Source organism: Mycobacterium sp. NPDC003449 (assembly GCF_053588415.1).
The window spans coordinates 1-16,278 of record NZ_JBSFPX010000063.1 but is presented as its reverse complement, the minus strand read 5'-3'; the positions used below and the strand labels follow the sequence as shown (position 1 = coordinate 16,278).

General features: G+C 68.0%; 13 protein-coding genes and 1 pseudogene. 8 read left to right on the top strand and 6 right to left on the bottom strand.

Translation table 11 applies throughout. The features are described from left to right. Positions 1 to 136: 136 nt before the first annotated feature. Positions 137 to 511, top strand: a complete 375-nt coding sequence (locus tag ACWDTP_RS17495; RefSeq protein WP_450021910.1) for a hypothetical protein — start codon at positions 137 to 139, stop codon at positions 509 to 511. Then, positions 511 to 2,241, top strand: a complete 1,731-nt coding sequence (locus ACWDTP_RS17490; protein ID WP_450021908.1) for a glycerol-3-phosphate dehydrogenase/oxidase — start codon at positions 511 to 513, stop codon at positions 2,239 to 2,241. Before ACWDTP_RS17495 ends, ACWDTP_RS17490 begins: the two co-directional genes overlap by 1 nt. A 22-nt stretch (positions 2,242 to 2,263) precedes the next feature. Here the strand turns inward: ACWDTP_RS17490 and ACWDTP_RS17485 are convergent, their stop codons facing one another. Both ACWDTP_RS17485 and ACWDTP_RS17480 read right to left on the bottom strand, forming a co-directional pair. After that, complete coding sequence (locus ACWDTP_RS17485) at positions 2,264 to 6,799, bottom strand: ATP-dependent helicase (RefSeq protein ID WP_450021906.1); 4,536 nt, start codon at positions 6,797 to 6,799, stop codon at positions 2,264 to 2,266. Positions 6,800 to 6,835: 36 nt separating this feature from the next. Next, entirely contained in the window at positions 6,836 to 7,489 is a 654-nt protein-coding gene (locus ACWDTP_RS17480) for a TetR/AcrR family transcriptional regulator (RefSeq protein WP_450021904.1), read from the bottom strand. 179 nt (positions 7,490 to 7,668) lie between these two features. Here ACWDTP_RS17480 and ACWDTP_RS17475 point away from each other — a divergent pair, with 179 nt between their 5' ends. Then, the gene (locus ACWDTP_RS17475) at positions 7,669 to 8,640 is read left to right on the top strand and encodes an amidohydrolase family protein (RefSeq protein WP_450021903.1); all 972 of its coding nucleotides are present in this window, start codon (positions 7,669 to 7,671) and stop codon (positions 8,638 to 8,640) included. A 24-nt stretch (positions 8,641 to 8,664) separates the two neighbouring features. On the opposite strand, the gene ACWDTP_RS17470 is transcribed toward ACWDTP_RS17475, so the two are convergent. Beyond that, complete coding sequence (locus ACWDTP_RS17470; protein WP_450021901.1) at positions 8,665 to 9,582, bottom strand: serine hydrolase; 918 nt, start codon at positions 9,580 to 9,582, stop codon at positions 8,665 to 8,667. A gap of 392 nt (positions 9,583 to 9,974) precedes the next feature. Between ACWDTP_RS17470 and ACWDTP_RS17465 the strand changes: the two genes are divergently transcribed. The 5 genes and pseudogenes from ACWDTP_RS17465 to ACWDTP_RS17445 all read left to right on the top strand — a co-directional run. Next, a complete protein-coding gene (locus ACWDTP_RS17465) occupies positions 9,975 to 10,667 on the top strand; it encodes a FadR/GntR family transcriptional regulator (protein ID WP_450021899.1) in 693 nt (230 codons plus the stop codon). Between the two features lie 146 nt (positions 10,668 to 10,813). Then, the gene (locus ACWDTP_RS17460) at positions 10,814 to 12,247 is read left to right on the top strand and encodes a glutamine synthetase family protein (protein WP_450021897.1); all 1,434 of its coding nucleotides are present in this window, start codon (positions 10,814 to 10,816) and stop codon (positions 12,245 to 12,247) included. A 4-nt stretch (positions 12,248 to 12,251) separates the two neighbouring features. Beyond that, a complete protein-coding gene (locus tag ACWDTP_RS17455; protein ID WP_450021895.1) occupies positions 12,252 to 13,280 on the top strand; it encodes a carbon-nitrogen hydrolase family protein in 1,029 nt (342 codons plus the stop codon). Positions 13,281 to 13,291: 11 nt separating this feature from the next. After that, on the top strand, positions 13,292 to 13,996 hold the full coding sequence (locus ACWDTP_RS17450) for a type 1 glutamine amidotransferase (protein ID WP_450021953.1): 705 nt from the start codon (positions 13,292 to 13,294) through the stop codon (positions 13,994 to 13,996). Beyond that, positions 13,992 to 14,123 (top strand): annotated as a pseudogene (locus ACWDTP_RS17445) (12-oxophytodienoate reductase); the annotation flags it as partial. The gene ACWDTP_RS17450 and the pseudogene ACWDTP_RS17445, both read left to right, overlap by 5 nt. Before the next feature lie 14 nt (positions 14,124 to 14,137). Here the strand turns inward: ACWDTP_RS17445 and ACWDTP_RS17440 are convergent. The 3 genes from ACWDTP_RS17440 to ACWDTP_RS17430 form a co-directional block, all read right to left on the bottom strand. After that, positions 14,138 to 14,773: a LysE family translocator gene (locus tag ACWDTP_RS17440; protein WP_450021893.1), complete on the bottom strand. Its 636-nt coding sequence runs from the start codon at positions 14,771 to 14,773 to the stop codon at positions 14,138 to 14,140. Between the two features lie 142 nt (positions 14,774 to 14,915). After that, the gene (locus ACWDTP_RS17435; protein WP_450021891.1) at positions 14,916 to 15,743 is read right to left on the bottom strand and encodes an MOSC domain-containing protein; all 828 of its coding nucleotides are present in this window, start codon (positions 15,741 to 15,743) and stop codon (positions 14,916 to 14,918) included. Positions 15,744 to 15,913: 170 nt separating this feature from the next. Continuing rightward, positions 15,914 to 16,278, bottom strand: a 365-nt coding sequence (locus ACWDTP_RS17430; protein WP_450021889.1) for an FAD-linked oxidase C-terminal domain-containing protein, incomplete at its 5' end; no start/stop codon positions are given.

The window sequence follows — 16,278 nt, the reverse complement described above, 5'->3', positions numbered from 1 at the left end:
CATTCACAAAATCAATGCCGGCGCCATTGCTGTTCGGCCGCGCGTGAACCTAGTGTCGTGTGACCATCGATCTGAGCCATCTGCACCCGGGGACATCACGTTGAAACAGCCACGGCATCGGTTGATCAGGGACGCGGTGGAAGCCGAAGAGGCTGGGGTCGAATGGCTCCGCTGGGCCGGATTCTCCGATGCCCATCGATTGGGTGATGATCTCCCAGAGGGTATTTCGGGTACCGGTGTACGGGCGGTTGCGACGTTCGATCCGCTTCCGATGGATCGATCCAGCCTCATCTCGGTGCATCGATGGGCTGATCAGCACGAGGCGCGAGCCGTCAGCTTCAGTTTTGCGGGCTGGACGTCGGACAGCTTCGAGATGGCGGAAGAGTTGGAGATTGCGTTGCTGCGCTACACCTTCGCCGGCACCATCGAGCCGGACAACGTCGAGGCCCGTCGATTGGCGGCGGGGGCTCGACGCCCAGCACGGCCCGCCCCCGACAGAAAGACGCACTGATGGTCACTTCTTCGTCCACGTTGTCGCCACAGTATCGGCGTCAGGCGGTTGCCTCGCTGGGTGACAAGCACTTTGATGTGCTGGTAGTCGGGGGTGGGGTCGTCGGGTGCGGGGTCGCGCTCGACGCAGCTACCCGGGGGCTGTCGGTGGCACTGGTGGAGTCGCGCGACTTCGGCGCAGGCACCTCCAGCCGGTCAAGCAAACTGCTGCACGGGGGTCTGCGGTACCTGGAGATGCTGGATTTCGGTTTGGTCGCGGAAGCACTGTCGGAGCGGGGCCTGATCGCCGAGAAACTGGCACCCCATCTGGTGCGGGCGATTCCGTTCATCTACCCGCTCCATCACCGCGGGTGGGAGCGTCTGTATGTCGGTGCCGGAGTCGGCCTCTACGATGCGATGGCATCGTTGCGCGGTAACCGCGGCGGTATCCCCTGGCACCGCCACCTGAGCCGTAATCGGCTGAAATCGGTGGCCCCTTCGTTGCGCATAGATGCGTTGGCCGGCGCCCTGATGTACTACGACGCGCAAGTCGACGACGCGAGACACACCATGGCGCTGGCGCGAACCGCGGCGGCCTACGGTGCCACGGTCACCACCGGCACCAGGCTGACTGCACTGCATCACGAGGGAGGTGCGGTGCGTGGCGCAACCATTCTGGATAAATCCACCAATACGGACATCACCGTGACGGCGGGCTGTGTGGTGAATGCGACCGGTGTGTGGAGTAACGAGGTAACCGCGTTGTGCGGCCAGCTTCCCGACCCCGAGGTGCGGATGAGTAAGGGCATCCATCTGGTGGTGCCGAAAGATCGCATCGCATCGCAGAGCGGGATCATCTTGCGCACCGAAAAGTCGGTGCTGTTCGTCATTCCGTGGAATGACCATTGGCTCATCGGTACCACTGACACCGACTGGACACTGCGCAAGGATCACCCGGCCGCCACCGCAGCGGATATCGACTACCTGTTGACTCGCGTGAACGCTGTCCTGCGCCGGCCGCTCGACAGAGCCGATATCGTGGGCGTGTTCGCCGGTCTCAGACCGCTCGTGCAGGGCAGTTCGGCATCGACGGCGAAACTCTCGCGCGAACATGCGGTTTCGCATCCCCTCACCGGGATGGTCTCGGTGGCGGGCGGCAAGTACACCACGTACCGGGTGATGGCCAGGGATGCGCTCGACGAAGCGCTCAAAGACATCGATACACCGGCCGGCCCGTGCTGCACGGCGGAGGTGCCCCTGGTGGGTGCCGTCGGCTTCCGGGCGATGTCCAACGCGGTGGACCGGCTTGCCGCCGACTACGGCCTGCCGTCGCAGACGATCAGGAGTTTGCTCGGCCGCTACGGATCTGAAACGCGAGATGTGTTGGCGCCGTGTATTGCTGATCCTTCGCTGGCGCTTCCGCTCGACGGTGCACCTGACTATCTGCGGGCCGAAGTGCTGTTCGCGGCAACGACAGAAGGGGCCAGACACCTCGACGACATCCTGGCCCGCCGAACCCGCATCTCGTTCGATTCAGCCGATCGTGGGGTGACCGCGGCGGGTGCTGCCGCTGAGGTGGTGGCCGAGGTGATGGGGTGGTCGGCCCGGGAGCAGAGTGCCGAGGTGGACCGCTATCGAGAGCGTGTCCGGGCCGAACTGGCCAGCCAGAACGTGGTGGACGATGTGACTGCCGAGGCGGTCCGTTACGGCGAACCCGGGGACGCGTTGGTGCTGCCGCACGCGCCGCGCTGAGACAGCCCATGCTGGTCATCCTTCATGACCGTAACCGCAGCCCACGGGGCGTGCGGGCGAACCCGGCCCCGGTCAACGCGTGCTGCACGATGTCACGCTCGACGTCCACGTCCGGATCGAGCACGCCGACCCCGTTGATCCGCTCCACCAGCAGCGACGGTATCCGCCCGGCGCCGACCAGATCGACCAGTGCGGCCGCGGCGGCGTGCTGCGCGTCGCCGTCGGCCCCGAAACTCAGCATCGAGTGCCCGCCCCGCTCCAGATACCACACCAACTGCCCGTCCACCACCGCCACCAGCGCGCCGGCCTTGCGGCCCGGCCGGTGATCGCCGCCCCCTTCGGCGGCACGGTTGGGCCACGGCAGGGCGGCCCCGTACGGATTGGCCGGATCGGTCGCGGCCAGCACCACCGCGTGATAGTCGGGCCGCTGCGGATCCACGCCCTCGCTGTAGGACCGCAACCGGTCCACCGTCGAGGCCATCGCGAACTGGGCCCCGCCCAGCGATTCCACGAAGTAGCCGCGCTGACAGCGCCCGGCCTCCTCGAAGGCGCTGAGCACCTTGTAGAGCGTGGCGAAACCGCCGGGCACACCCTCGGCGCCGACCGCGCCCTTGGTGAGCACGCCGTGGCGCCCCAGCAGCAGCTCCGCCTGGAAGTGGGCCCGCACCGTGGAATCGGGTTCGGGTGCGGGCAGCGCCGACCACCGGCCCGACACGGTGGGGTCGGCCGCCCGGGCCTGTGGGCGGGCGACGCTGTAGCGGCTCAACCGCGGCGGCCGGCGCCGCTGCCGGTGCGCGGGCGTGCCGGTGCGACGCGGGCCGGATACCACGGCACGCACCGGTGCGTAGGTGTCCCCGGTGATCCAGCCGGCCCAGATGAGTTCCCACAGCGCGGTTTTGAGGTCACCCGCGTCGCCGTCGGTGAGCTGACGGAAGAAGTACGCGCCTCCGGCCGCCAGGGTGTCCGTCACCGCGCGGTGGGTTTCGGTGAACTCGATCTCGGCCGGCGTCGCCAGGGTCAGCGGAGCCGAGTCGGCCAGGTGGAAGGCGATCCACCCGTCACCGCTGCCGATCTGCCCGGCACCCGACCACAGCACCTCGCCGGAGGCCAGCAGCTCGTCGAGCATGGCCGGCTGGTAGTCGGTGACGCGTTGACCGAAGATCAGCGATTCGACGGCGGACGCCGGCACCGGCACCCCGGCCAGCTGGTCGATCACCGCGGCCAGCCCGTCGACACCGGTGTTGGACCGCGACCCGACCTGCTGCCAGGACGGCAGGAACCGGCCGTAGGCGGCCGTGCTGACGGGTTCGATCTGGGCGCGCAGCGCCGCCAGCGAGCGCCGGCGCAGGATCCGCAGCACCTCGGCGTCGCACCACTGCTCGCCGGGAAGAGCGTCCACGAATTCTCCGCGCACCATCCTGCCGTCGACGGCCATGCGGCCCAACACATCCGAGGTCACCCGAAGGCCGAGCCCGAATCGTGCGGCGACCTGGTCGGTGCTGAACGGTCCGTGAGTGCGGGCGTAGCGGCCGATCAGATCACCGAGCGGATCGGTGACGGATTCGGTGAACGCCGCGGGCACCCCGATCGGCACCGGCACCCCGAGCCCGTCGCGCAGCAGCCCGATGTCCTCGACCGCCACCCACCAGGACTGCCCGCCGAAGCTCACCGGCAGGGCGCGCTTGGCGCCGTACAGTCCGTCCAGCCAGCCCCCCACGGTGTCCGCGGTCGACCGCTGGGCGATCTCGGATTCGGTGAGCGGGCCCAGCAGCCGCAGCAGATCGGCGACCCCTTCGGCGTCGCGCACCGCGCGTTCGGCGGTCAGGTGCTGCAGCTGGGCCGCGGTCGAGGCGACGACGGCCGGGTCGAGCAGCTCCCGCAGCTCGACCCGGCCCAGCAGCTCGGAGAGCAGCACCGTGTCCAGCGCCAGGGCGGCCGCGCGCCGTTCGGCCAGCGGGCTGTCGCCTTCGTACATGAATGCGCCGACGTAACCGAACAACAGCGACGCCGCGAACGGTGACGGGGTCGCGGTCTCGACATCGACGACCCGTAACCGGCGCTGGGCGACCTTACCCATCAGGTCGGTGAGGGCAGGCACGTCGTAGACGTCCTGCAGGCATTCCCGCACGGCTTCCAGCACGATCGGGAAGTCGGGGTACTTGCGGGCGATGTCGAGCAGCTGTGCGGCGCGTTGGCGTTGATGCCACAGCGGCGACCGCTTGCCGGGATGGCGCCGCGGCAGCAGCAGGGCCCGCGCCGCGCATTCGCGGAACCGGGATGCGAACAATGCCGAGCCGCCCACCTCGGCGGTCACGACAGGTTCGATCTCCTCGGCCTCGAAGACGAACAGCTCGGCGCCGGGCGGGGTTTCGCCGGTATCGGGCAGCCGCACGATGATGCCGTCATCGGAGGCGGTGGGCTTCTCGTCGATGCCGTAGCGTTCCCGCAGCCTGCGGCCGACCGCCAACGCCCACGGGCCGTGCACCCGCAGCCCGTACGGGGAGTGCAGGATCACCCGCCAGTCACCCAGCTCGTCGCGGAACCGTTCCACCACCAACGTGCGATCGCTGGGCACGACACCCGTCGCCTCACGCTGCTCACGCAGCAGCTGGTGCAGATTGTCGGTGGCGAAACCGGCGAAACCCATTGCCCGGCAGCGCTCGTCGAACGCTGCACGGTCGAGGACGGCCAGCTCGCCGGTGAAGGCGCCGACCGCCGCACCCAGCTCGACCGGGCGGCCGACGCTGTCGCCCCGCCAGAACGGCAGCCGGGCCGGTTGGCCGGGTGCCGGGAGGACCAGCACCCGGTCGTGGGTGATCTCGGCGATCCGCCAGCTGGTCGCACCGAGCGAGATGACATCGCCCGGCCGCGATTCATAGACCATTTCCTCGTCGAGTTCGCCTACCCGCGACGGTTTTTCGGAATCGGTGGCGAGGTAGACGGTGAACAGCCCGCGGTCGGGGATGGCGCCGCCGGAGGTCACGGCCAGCCGCTGCGCACCGGGGCGGGCGGTCAGGGTGCCGGTGTCGCGGTCGTAGACCAGCCGGGGCCGCAGCTCGGCGAACTCGGTCGAGGGGTACTTGCCGGAGAGCAGATCCAGTGTCGCCTCGAAGGCGCTGCGTGGCAGCGTTGCGAACGGTGCGCTGCGCCGCACCGCGTCGAACCAGGCGTCGGCGTCGACGGGTTCCAGCGCGCACGCCGCGACGGTGTGCTGGGCCAGCACGTCGAGCGGATTGGCAGGCACCCGCATGGTCTCGATGTCGCCGGAGCGCATACGCTGCACCGTCACCGCGCAGCCGATCAGATCGGTGCGGTGTTTCGGGAACAGCACGCCCTGGGAGATCTCACCGACCTGATGGCCGGCGCGGCCGATGCGCTGCAGGCCGCTGGCCACCGACGGCGGCGCCTCGACCTGGATCACCAGGTCGACCGCGCCCATGTCGATACCCAACTCCAGGCTCGAGGTGGCGACGACGGCCCGCAGCCTGCCGCTCTTGAGATCGTCCTCGACCTGGGCGCGCTGTTCCTTGCTGACCGACCCGTGGTGTGCCTTGGCCAGCAGGGCCGGTGCGCCGTCGGCCTGGCCGCTGCCCATGAACTGGGCCGGGGCCCCGCCGCCGACCTGCGGATTGCGGTCGAGTGAGATCTCGACACCGGCCCGTCCGGCGTGAATCTCGTTGAGCCGCGAGGTCAGACGCTCGGCGAGCCGGCGCGAGTTGGCGAACACGATCGAGGACTGGTGGGACTCGACCAGATCGACGATGCGTTCCTCGACGTCGGGCCAGATGGTGTTGTTGTCGAGGTTGGCCATATCCGGCACCGGCACCTGCACCGTCAGGTCGAAGGTCTTGGCGGACGGCGGCGCGACGATGGTGGTCGGGGCCTGCCCGGACAGGAACCGCGCGACCTCCTCGGGCGGCCGGACCGTGGCCGACAACCCGATCCGCTGGGCCGGCCGCTGCAGGATCTGGTCGAGGCGTTCCAGCGAAAGTGCCAGGTGCGCACCGCGTTTGGTGGCGGCCACGGCGTGCACCTCGTCGACGATGACGGTCTGCACCGTGGCCAGCGTCCCCCGCGCCGCCGACGTCAGCATCAGGAACAGCGACTCCGGAGTGGTGATGAGAATGTCGGGCGGCTTGGCGATCATGGCCCGGCGCTGATTCGCCGGGGTGTCCCCGGACCGCACACCCACGCTGATCGACGGCACCGGCGATCCGTGCCGTTCGGCGACCCGGGTGATCCCGGTCAGCGGGGTGCGCAGGTTGCGTTCGACATCGACGGCCAGCGCCTTGAGCGGCGACACGTAGAGCACCCGGGTGCCCTGCGGTGCTTTCGGGTTGGATCGCGGTTCGGCCGGCCGCCGGGCCAGGTCGTCGATGGCCCACAGGAACGCCGCGAGGGTCTTGCCCGACCCGGTCGGCGCGATGACCAGCGTGTTGTCCCCCTCGGCGATGGCCGACCAGGCCTGGGCCTGGGCCGCGGTCGGCGCCGGGAACGCAGCCGTGAACCACTCCCGGGTCAGTTCACCGAACCGGGCCAGCGGATCGTGGCGGGCCATCCACCCATACTGCCGCGCGGCACCGACAAGTCGGCCTCAGCGATCCTCGAGGGACGCCACGCAGATCAGTCTCGCGGGCAGGCCGGGCACCCGGCCGATCGCGTCGAGGAGGGCGTGCGCGCAGGAATCGGCGACGAAATCGGCGTCGATCGAGGGATCGATCACCCGCTGGCGGCACAGTTCGAACGTCAGCGCCAGCCAGCCGTACACCGTGGCCCGAAGGTCCCGCTCCACCGTGGCGTCCAGTGGTTCGGCAACGGCGTCGCGGATGCGTTCGATGATGCGGTTGGCCTGCCGGTCGTTGTCGACGTCGTCGACGCCGCGCAGCACCGGATCCGCTCGACCCATGCCCATATAGGCGGCCCAGGCGCCGTGCGGATGCTCCTCGTCGTAGCGCAGGTAGGCCAGCACCCCGGCCCGCAGTTGACCGAACAGGCTTTGCCCCGGCTCGGTCGGGGCGTTGGTGGCCTCGAACAACCGCTCACCCTCGGTGCGCACCACGGCGGCGAAGAACGCCCGCTTGTCCGGGAAGTAGTGGTACATCAGGGCGCGGGATACTCCGGCGCGTTCGGCGATCTCGTCGATGCGGACCTCGTCGTACGGCCGCTGGCCGAACACCTCGGCCCCCAGAGCCAACAGCTCGCTGCGCCGGTCGGCGGGGGAGAGCCGTCGTCTCGACTCGGCACTCACGTGGGTCAGCTTAACGGGGCGGATGTCTGTCCCGGACGCACGGCATGCGGGTGCCGCGCAATGGTTCGAAGCCGTTGTGTCTACATGTGAATCGCGGCCGGCGCGGGGCGCCCCCCTGAGCACATAATGATGATATCGTCAGTATAGATACAATCGTCAATATCCTGGGAGGCTATATCGTGACCGACGAAACATCCCGCAGCCCCGCCGGCCTGGTGGACGTCCACGCGCATTTCACCACCGCCGGCTACATCGAGGCCGCCAAGGCCGCGGGGCACCGCGAGGCCGACGGCATGCCCGAAGACTATTGGCCGCTCTGGTCGGCCGATGCCCACCTCGAATTGATGGGCTCTCTCGGGATCGGTAAATCCTTTCTGTCGGTGTCTTCCCCCGGGGTCTACTTCGGCGACGCCACTGCGGCAGTGCGTCTGGCCCGCGAGGTCAATGATCGGGCCGCTGAAGTCGCTGCCTCCCATCCCGACAGCTTCGGATGGTTCGCCAGCCTCCCGATGCCCGACGTGGCCGCCTCGCGGCGAGAAGCCGCGCGCGCACTCGAACTCAAGGCCGACGGCGTGGTCCTGATGAGCAATTTTGGCGGCTCATACTTCGGTGACCCGGACAATCAGCCGTTGTTCGAGGACCTCAACGCGCGCGGTGCCGTGGTGTTCCTGCATCCCACATCCAGCCCTGGCCACGATCTGGTCGACTGTGGCCGCCCGCGACCGATGATCGAGTTTCTCTTCGAAACGGCGCGGACAATCACCGACTTCATCCTCAGCGGAAGCGCCGCACGTTATCCCGATCTCAAGATCGTCGTTCCGCACGGCTCGGGAGTCATCCCGCTACTGGCGACGAGGGTGGAGGCGTTCAGGTCGCTCACCACCTCGACACCCGACGGGCCCTCCGTCGCCGAGCTGCTCAAGAGTTTCTACTACGACCTGGCCGGAGTGGGGACCCCGTTTCAAGTCGAAGCACTGCTCACCATCGCCGATCCCGGCCACATCCTTTACGGCAGCGATTATCCATGGACCCGGGCCGAACTTGCGAAGTTCATCACCCAGGTCATGGACCAAGTGGTCGAGTTGCCGGGCGGGGACAGTTGGCGTGAGCAGACGACCCACAACGCGGGCAGGCTCTTCGTCAATCACTGACCGGCACAGGTTCTCGTCGCGACGTCAGACCTTCCCGCCCGGAAACATCGTCTTGACGGCCTTGGTGATGTTCTCGCGGGCCGAGCCGGCATCGACGGGATCCAGGGAGCTGATCGCCATCACGTAGCGGTGCGACGGTCCGATCGCGCCGGTGGAGACGTGCAGCTGGTTGCCGCCGTTCCAGCAGCAGAACCAGCCCTGCTTGACCGCGACCGGCTCGGCATAGAGCCCCTCGGGGATGCCGAACCGCTGTGGGTACCCGTCGGTTCCGGTCGGGGTGGATTGTGCGAGGTTGCCGATGATGACCTTGGCCTGTTCGGGCGGCAGCCCGCCGGTGCCGTCCAGCAGCATGTCGTAGTAACGGACGAGATCGCTTGCGGTGCTCTGCGTGACGTCCCAGTGTCCGTTGGAGGGCGCCGTCGTGCCGGTCAACCCGTAGCGGGCCGTGACGCGCGCGATGACGGCGTTCTCACCGCTGCGGTCCCAGAAGGTCTGGGCCGCGGAGTCATCGGAGGAGCGCAGCATGACGTCGAGCGATTTGCGGTCGGCCGCGGAGAGTTTCGTCTCGCCCTTCGACTCCTGCAGCAGCAGGTCGTCGGCGATGAACAACTTCGCCACCGACGCGATCGGGAAGGGTTTGTCGGCCCCGCTGGACACGGTCTGGCCGGTGTTGCGGTCCAGCACGACGGTCTCGATGTCGGCCCCGGACTCGGCCGCATCGGCGGTGGCCTGACGGACACGGGAGTCGAGCCCGTCGAGTGGCGCCGTCGGCTGGCCGGGCGGTACTTCGGGAAGCGGGGCCCGCGGGCCGACGACCGGCGCGGGCCGGGTGTACTCCGTGCCCGGCGCACCCCACACCTGCGCCTCACAGCCGCTTACCAGCAGCCCCACCCAGGCGACGGCCATTGTTGTCATCGCCCATTTCGGCAGCCGCCAACGCATGAGACTCCTTCGAGCAGATCTGAATCAGGGCAGCGGGTCGACGCTGCGCCCAGCCGACGCCTCAGCCTAATCGGACCGGCCGCACCACGAGCAGTTCCATCGCGTCGGGTGGCGCCGACGGCGGCCCGGCGAGGGCAGCTAGCGAAGTGAGGATCGGATCCCGTCGATCACGAGCCACGCGCCAGCCCGCCCATGCGGGTCCGTAGACGATGGATTGGCCCAAGTTGGCACCAGCCGGCACGGTGGCCAGCGTCGAAACGCTGCTCGACGCCGCCGATTACGCCTTCCAACCGCCGGGCGGTACGGCGTTCTTCGCAAGAAGTAACGGTTCGCCACGACCGTCTGCCAGACTGAGATCTGACGACCAGATCACCAGTCGACACGGAGGCGCGATGGCGGGCCAGATGGGGCAGGTTGACCGGCGGCCGCTCTACGAGCAAGTCGCCGACCGGCTGCGCGAATTCATCGATACCAGCGGCATGCAAGCCGGTGACAAGTTGTCCAACGTGCGCGATCTGGCTTCCGAACTCCAGGTCGGGCGGTCGTCCATCCGCGAGGCCATCACGGCGCTGCGGGCCCAGGGGATCGTCGAGGTCAGGCATGGCGACGGTATCTACCTGCTGCAACGGCCGGAGGACGTGATCTCGTCGCTGGCCGCCGAACTCGTCGAGACGCACGTCGACCACCCCTATATCTGGGAGACCAGGCAGGCGCTGGAGGCGCAGTGCGCGCGGCTGGCGGCCATTCACGCGACCGCAGAAGACCTCGAAGAGCTCGACGCCGCCCTGGCGGAGATGAGTGCCGAGATCGATGCGGGACTTCCCGGCACCGCCGGCGACCGGCGTTTCCATCTCGGTGTGACCGTTGCCGCGCACAATCCGCTGCTGCTCAAGTTGGTGAAAGGTCTCCGGGTCGCCCTCGACCGGACCTCGGAGACATCGCTGACCCGGCCCGGTCAGCCGGCTCGCTCCCTGCAGGATCATCGCGAGATCGTCGACGCGATCCGTGCTCGCGAATCGGCGGACGCGGCCAACAGGATGTTGGCCCATCTGGTGGATACGACCGACGAGCTCATCCGGCGCTGACGGGCGCGCCGTAGACCCGAGGTCCAGATTGGTAGTGACCGACGGCTCACGGGCTGTTAGATTGCAGGTGATCTGATCACCGGCCATTGATGGTCAATCTAGACGTCGAGAGATCAGACCACCTGATCACTACGAGAGGATGTCCGATGGGCTCGTCATTCATCGCCGCCAACGGCTTGTGGACTCAGCGGCAGGAGGAAGCCGGGGTCAAGCTGGCCGCGCAGCTCGACGATCTCGACCTGCGGCAGGTGCGCATCAGTTGGGGAGACCAGCACGGCATCCTGCGGGGCAAGACGCTCGAAGTCGACGCCTTCCGATCGGCACTCGACGAGGGCAAGGACTTCCAGACCGCCACCCTCATCTTCGACACCACCAACAACCCGTCGGTGCCGCCCTTCGAGGCGCACGGGTTCGGTGACGACAGGCTCACCGGGCTGCCCGATGCGGTCCTGGTGCCCGACCCCACCACGTTCCGCGTGCTGCCCTGGGCCGACCGGACCGGGTGGGTGCTCTCCGACATGTACTACCGCAACGGCGAGCGGGTGCCCTTCGACACCCGCGGTGTCCTGCAGAGCCAATTGGCGAAGCTGGAGGACGAGGGGTATAGCTTCACCACCGGTGCCGAACTGGAGTTCTACGTCACCCGGCTCGTCGACCCGAAGCTGAGCTTCGCCGATTCCGGCTGGCCTCCCGCCGCACCGCAGGTGACAGCCCTGTCGCACGGCTATCAGTACCTGACCGAGAACCGAGGCGACGAGGCCGACACCATCCTGTCGGTGCTGCGTGACGAGATCGTCGCGCTCGGAATGCCCTTGGCCACCGTCGAAGACGAATGGGGACCCGGACAGGTCGAGATGTCCTTCGACCCGACGACGGGCATCGAGACGGCCGACAACGTCCTGCTCATCCGCAGCGCCATCAAGCAGATCTGTCGTCGCCACGGCTACCACGCGACGTTCATGTCGCGGCCGGCGTTCCCGCACATCGTGTCCAGCGGGTGGCATCTGCACCAGTCCCTCGGCGCGGAGAGCAAGTCGAACATCATGCCCGGCGAGGACGGCAACCTGTTGTCGGACACCGCGATGCACTTCATGGCAGGTCTGCTCGAGCACGCCAAGGCCAGCTCGGTGCTGACCACGCCGACCATCAACGGTTACAAGCGCTACATCGCCAATTCCTTTGCACCCGACCGCATCGCCTGGGCCGAGGAGAACCGCGGGGCGATGATCCGCATCGCCGGAGCACGTGGCGACGGGTCCACCCACCTGGAGAACAGGATCGGCGAACCCGCGGCGAACCCGTATCTGTACCTGGCGTCGCAGCTGATCAGCGGCCGCGACGGCGTCGCCAGCAGGCTCGATCCCGGGCAGTCGGCCGACGAGGCCTACACGGCCGACGTCCCGTTGGTGCCCGCGACGCTCGAAGAGGCACTCGGCTACTTCGACAGCAGCGCGGTGATGCGCCGCGAGCTGGGCGACCCGTTCGTCAACTACCTGACCACGGTGAAGCGCAAGGAGATCGCACGTTTCAACGCCTACGTCACCGACTGGGAACAGCGCGAGTACTTCGAGGTCTACTGAAACCATGTCACTGAAAGTCATCGCCGAACACCGGGAACCGGGGCTGGGACCCAACGCGATCACGGTCGCGGCTGCCCAGCTCGGCGGGCCCTGGCTCAAACCCGCGGCACGGTTGACCCGGATCGCCGACGCCGCACACGTCGCCGCTGGTGCGGGGGCCAGCCTGATCGCGTACCCGGAGACGTACCTGTCCGGATATCCGTTCTGGCCGTCGCGCACCCAGGGTGCCCTGTTCGACCATCCGGACCAGAAGGACTGCTACGCCTACTATCTGGACGCCGCGATCGAAGTGGACGGGCCCGAGCAGCGTGAGATGCAGACGCTGGCAGCCGATCTCGGCGTCACCTTGATCGTCGGGGTCACCGAGCGTGGTCGCGGGCTTGGGCGGGGAACGGCGTGGTGCACCTTGCTGACCATCGATCCGCGGCACGGCCTGGTGGGGCATCACCGGAAGCTCGTGCCCACCTACGATGAGCGTCTGGTGTGGGGCCAGGGCGACGGTGCGGGACTGGTCGCGCACCCGGTCGGACCGGCCGTCGTCGGCAGCCTGAACTGCTGGGAGAACTGGATGCCCCAGGCGCGCACCGCACTCTATGCGCAAGGCGAGACGGTGCACGTCGGGGTGTGGCCGGGGTCGAGCACGTTGACCGGCGACATCACCCGTTTCGTGGCCGCCGAGGGCCGGGTGTTCGGCGTCGCCGCGTCCGGGCTGATCACCGCGGATTCCATTCCCGGCGATTTCCCACTGGCCGACCAGCTGCGCAACGCCTCGGACACGGTGGTATTCGACGGCGGCAGTGCCATCGCCGGACCCGACGGGCGTTGGCTGATCCCACCGGTGGTCGGCGAGGAAGGGGTGATCGTGGCGGAACTGGACCTCGATCGCGTCTTCGAGGAGCGGCTCAACTTCGATCCGACCGGTCACTACACCCGGCCGGATATATTCCGGACCGTGGTCAACCGGGCCCGCCACGAGGCAGTGCAATTCAGCACCGGCGACTCGTTGGAACAAGAACTGGAGGCATATCCGTGAGCGACGAGTCGATGGTCCTGATCCTGCAACACCAACCCGACGACGGCCCCGGCAATCTCGCCGGCTGGCTCGTCGACCACGGCGTGCCGTACACGATCATCGACGTATCGACTGCGGAACTGCCTGCCCCGGGGCGGTTCGACGCCCTGGTGGTGCTCGGTAGCAAGCGGTCGGCCTACGAGACCGGCGAACCCTGGATCCGAGCCGAGCACGACTTCGTCCGCGGGTGCGTCGATGCCGGCACATCGGTACTCGGAATCTGCTTCGGGGCACAGCTTCTCGCCCTTGTCCTGGGCGGCGAGGTGCGCCGGATGGCGCAGCCCGAACTTGGCTGGTACCCGGTGTCGGGTGCCCCACCGTACGGGGGAACGTGGTTCGTGTGGCACGGCGACGAGATCACCGCACCACCGGGCAGCACCATCCTTGCCACCACCCCGATCTGCACGCATGCGTTCGCGCACGGCTCCAACCTCGGCGTCCAGTTCCATCCGGAGCTCACCGCGGAACTTCTTGGACATTGGATCGGCACACCCAGGCGGCGCCGGGCGGTGATCGATGCCGGGGGTGATATCGAGCAGATCCGCACCGCTACAACAATATTCGAACCCGATGCGGTCGCCGCGGCTGGCCGGCTCTACGACCAGTTCTTCTCGTCACTGGTCGCCCACCACGATTCAGGGGATACCACATACCCGCACGCCTCGCCGGCACGGTGAGTTCGACATGGTCGCGGTCGGGCGGGCGTTGCTGTCCGACCCCACCTGGGTGAACCGGGTGCGCTCGGGTTCACTCGACGGGTTCGACGGCTACGACGCACGGAAGGCACTCGCGAGCCTGAGTTGACCCCCTGGCGCCCACTAGCGAAGCGAGGAACGGATGCCGTCGATCGCGAACCACGCGCCCAACCCGCCCATGACCGTGGCGGCGAACCGGTCCAGGCTCGTCGCGGCGCGGGAGTAGAGCAGCTGAGGCGCGGGCCGCGACATCACCGTGGCGACCACCAGATACCAGGCCGCCTCGACGCAGGTCACCGCGATGGGCAGGGCGACGAGTAGCCAGCGGGCGGGGTGCAGTGGAAGCGCCGACGCGAAGACGCTTCCGTAGACGACGATCGCTTTGGGGTTGCTCAGTTGGGTCAGGAGCGCGGTGGCGAAGGTACGGGTCGAGGGTGTCGTCGGAGTTCCCGCGGCCGGTTGCGGGTGATTGCTTGCCTGCCACATTCGGATACCGAGGTAGATCAGGTAGGCCCCGCCGGCGATTTTCAGTGCGAGGAAGAGCGGGCCGGCGTAGGCGATCACCGCCCCGAGTCCCGCGGTGGCGGCTACCGCGAAGACCAGGCCACCGGCGCCGATCCCGAGTGCTGCGATGCGGCCGTTGCGTGGCGTTGTCGACAGCGACGTCTGGGCCACCATGACGAAACTCGGGCCGGGGCTGATCGCGCCGATCGCGATCGCACCGGCGATGGTGACGAGGCTGACAACGTCTGCATTCATGCGTGGTCCCGTTCTTCCCGGCACATCGATTCGCGTGCGTCGAGTCTGCGGTGAGATCGCGATTCTGGGTGAAATCGCGATCTGTGCGCAGTCTCGACGAGAGCCTAGTCGCGGCCGCCGGGCTGGTGCGGATCGGCCGAAATCAACCGAGGGACACCAGGTCACCGGTGTGGATCAGACCCTCGCCACCTACGGTCAGGTAAGCTCCGGCGCACGGCAGAATGCCGAAGCCGAGCGCTTCGACCCGGTTCTCGGCCGCAGGTGCACGCAACGCATGCGGTGCTCGGTCGAGCGGCCCGTGTTCGAGGGTCGGGATCACGCACCGCGGAGTCGGGCCCAGGGCCGTCACGGGCACTGTGCCGAACATGAGAGTGCGTCCCGACCAATCGTTCTCGGAGTACGCCGGGTATCCCGGCGGTGTCGTGATGACCAGATTCGGCCGGTAGCGCTGCGCCTCTACTCCGATGCGTTCCAGCGTGGCGGTGGTGATCGCATGCAACGGTGCAAGGTCGACGAACGATTCCCCAGGGGTCGCCGCGGCGAGCTCGAGGAGTGGGGCGTCGACCTCCGCGTCGACGCCGCGATCCAGGACCTGGTCGGGGTCGGCCCGCTCGACCGACGCCCCCTCGGCCCGCCGGTCCACCAGCCGGACCTGCCGCCCCAACAGTCGCGACAGCGTCTCGTCGACGTCGTCCTCCCCGGCCGTCGCCGTCGTTCCGTCGGGCAACTGGATGCGGACCTGTTCGGTGTCGATGCTGGCCGTGCACTTCAACAAGCCGCGCCACAGCCGCGCCTGTTTCGCGCTGGCCACTCGACCGGTCGCATCATCGACCAACGCCATCCGCCGGTCACCCCGGGCCCCACCTCGGTCCACGAACAGGGCATCCACGGCCTCCCCGAGCATCGACTTGACCGGATACCGGTGCAGGCTGCGCACGCGCATCTGATGTTGCCCGACTGAGGAATTCATAACAGAACAATAGTGCGGAACGGGCACGACCGAGGTGAATTCGAATGGGTCGCGCCGCCCAACCTGAGCTCGTCGGGCGGACGCCCCGCGTCCTTCGGGTCAGGGCCGGCGGTCAGGCGCCACTCACTTCGCCGCGATGTCGATCGTAGCGCCGGCATCGCGTACCGCCTTCAGATCGCTGCGCCTGGGTTGAGGATGTTGTGGGGGTCTAGGGCGTGTTTGATGCGTTGGTTGAGTGCGATGGCGTCGGGTCCGAGTTGGCTGGCCAGCCATGGTTGTTTGAGCCGGCCCACGCCGTGTTCGCCGGTGATGGTGCCGCCGAGTCCGACCGCGAGTTCCATGATTTCGCCGAAGGCGAGTTGGGCACGTTCGGCCATGGCGGTGTCGGTGGGGTCGAACACGATCAGGGGGTGGGTGTTGCCGTCGCCGGCGTGGGCGATCACTGAGATCAGGACGTCGCGTTGGGCGGCGATCTTGGAAACCCCGGCCACCAGGTCGGCGAGTGCGGGTAGTGGTACTCCGACGTCCTCCAGCA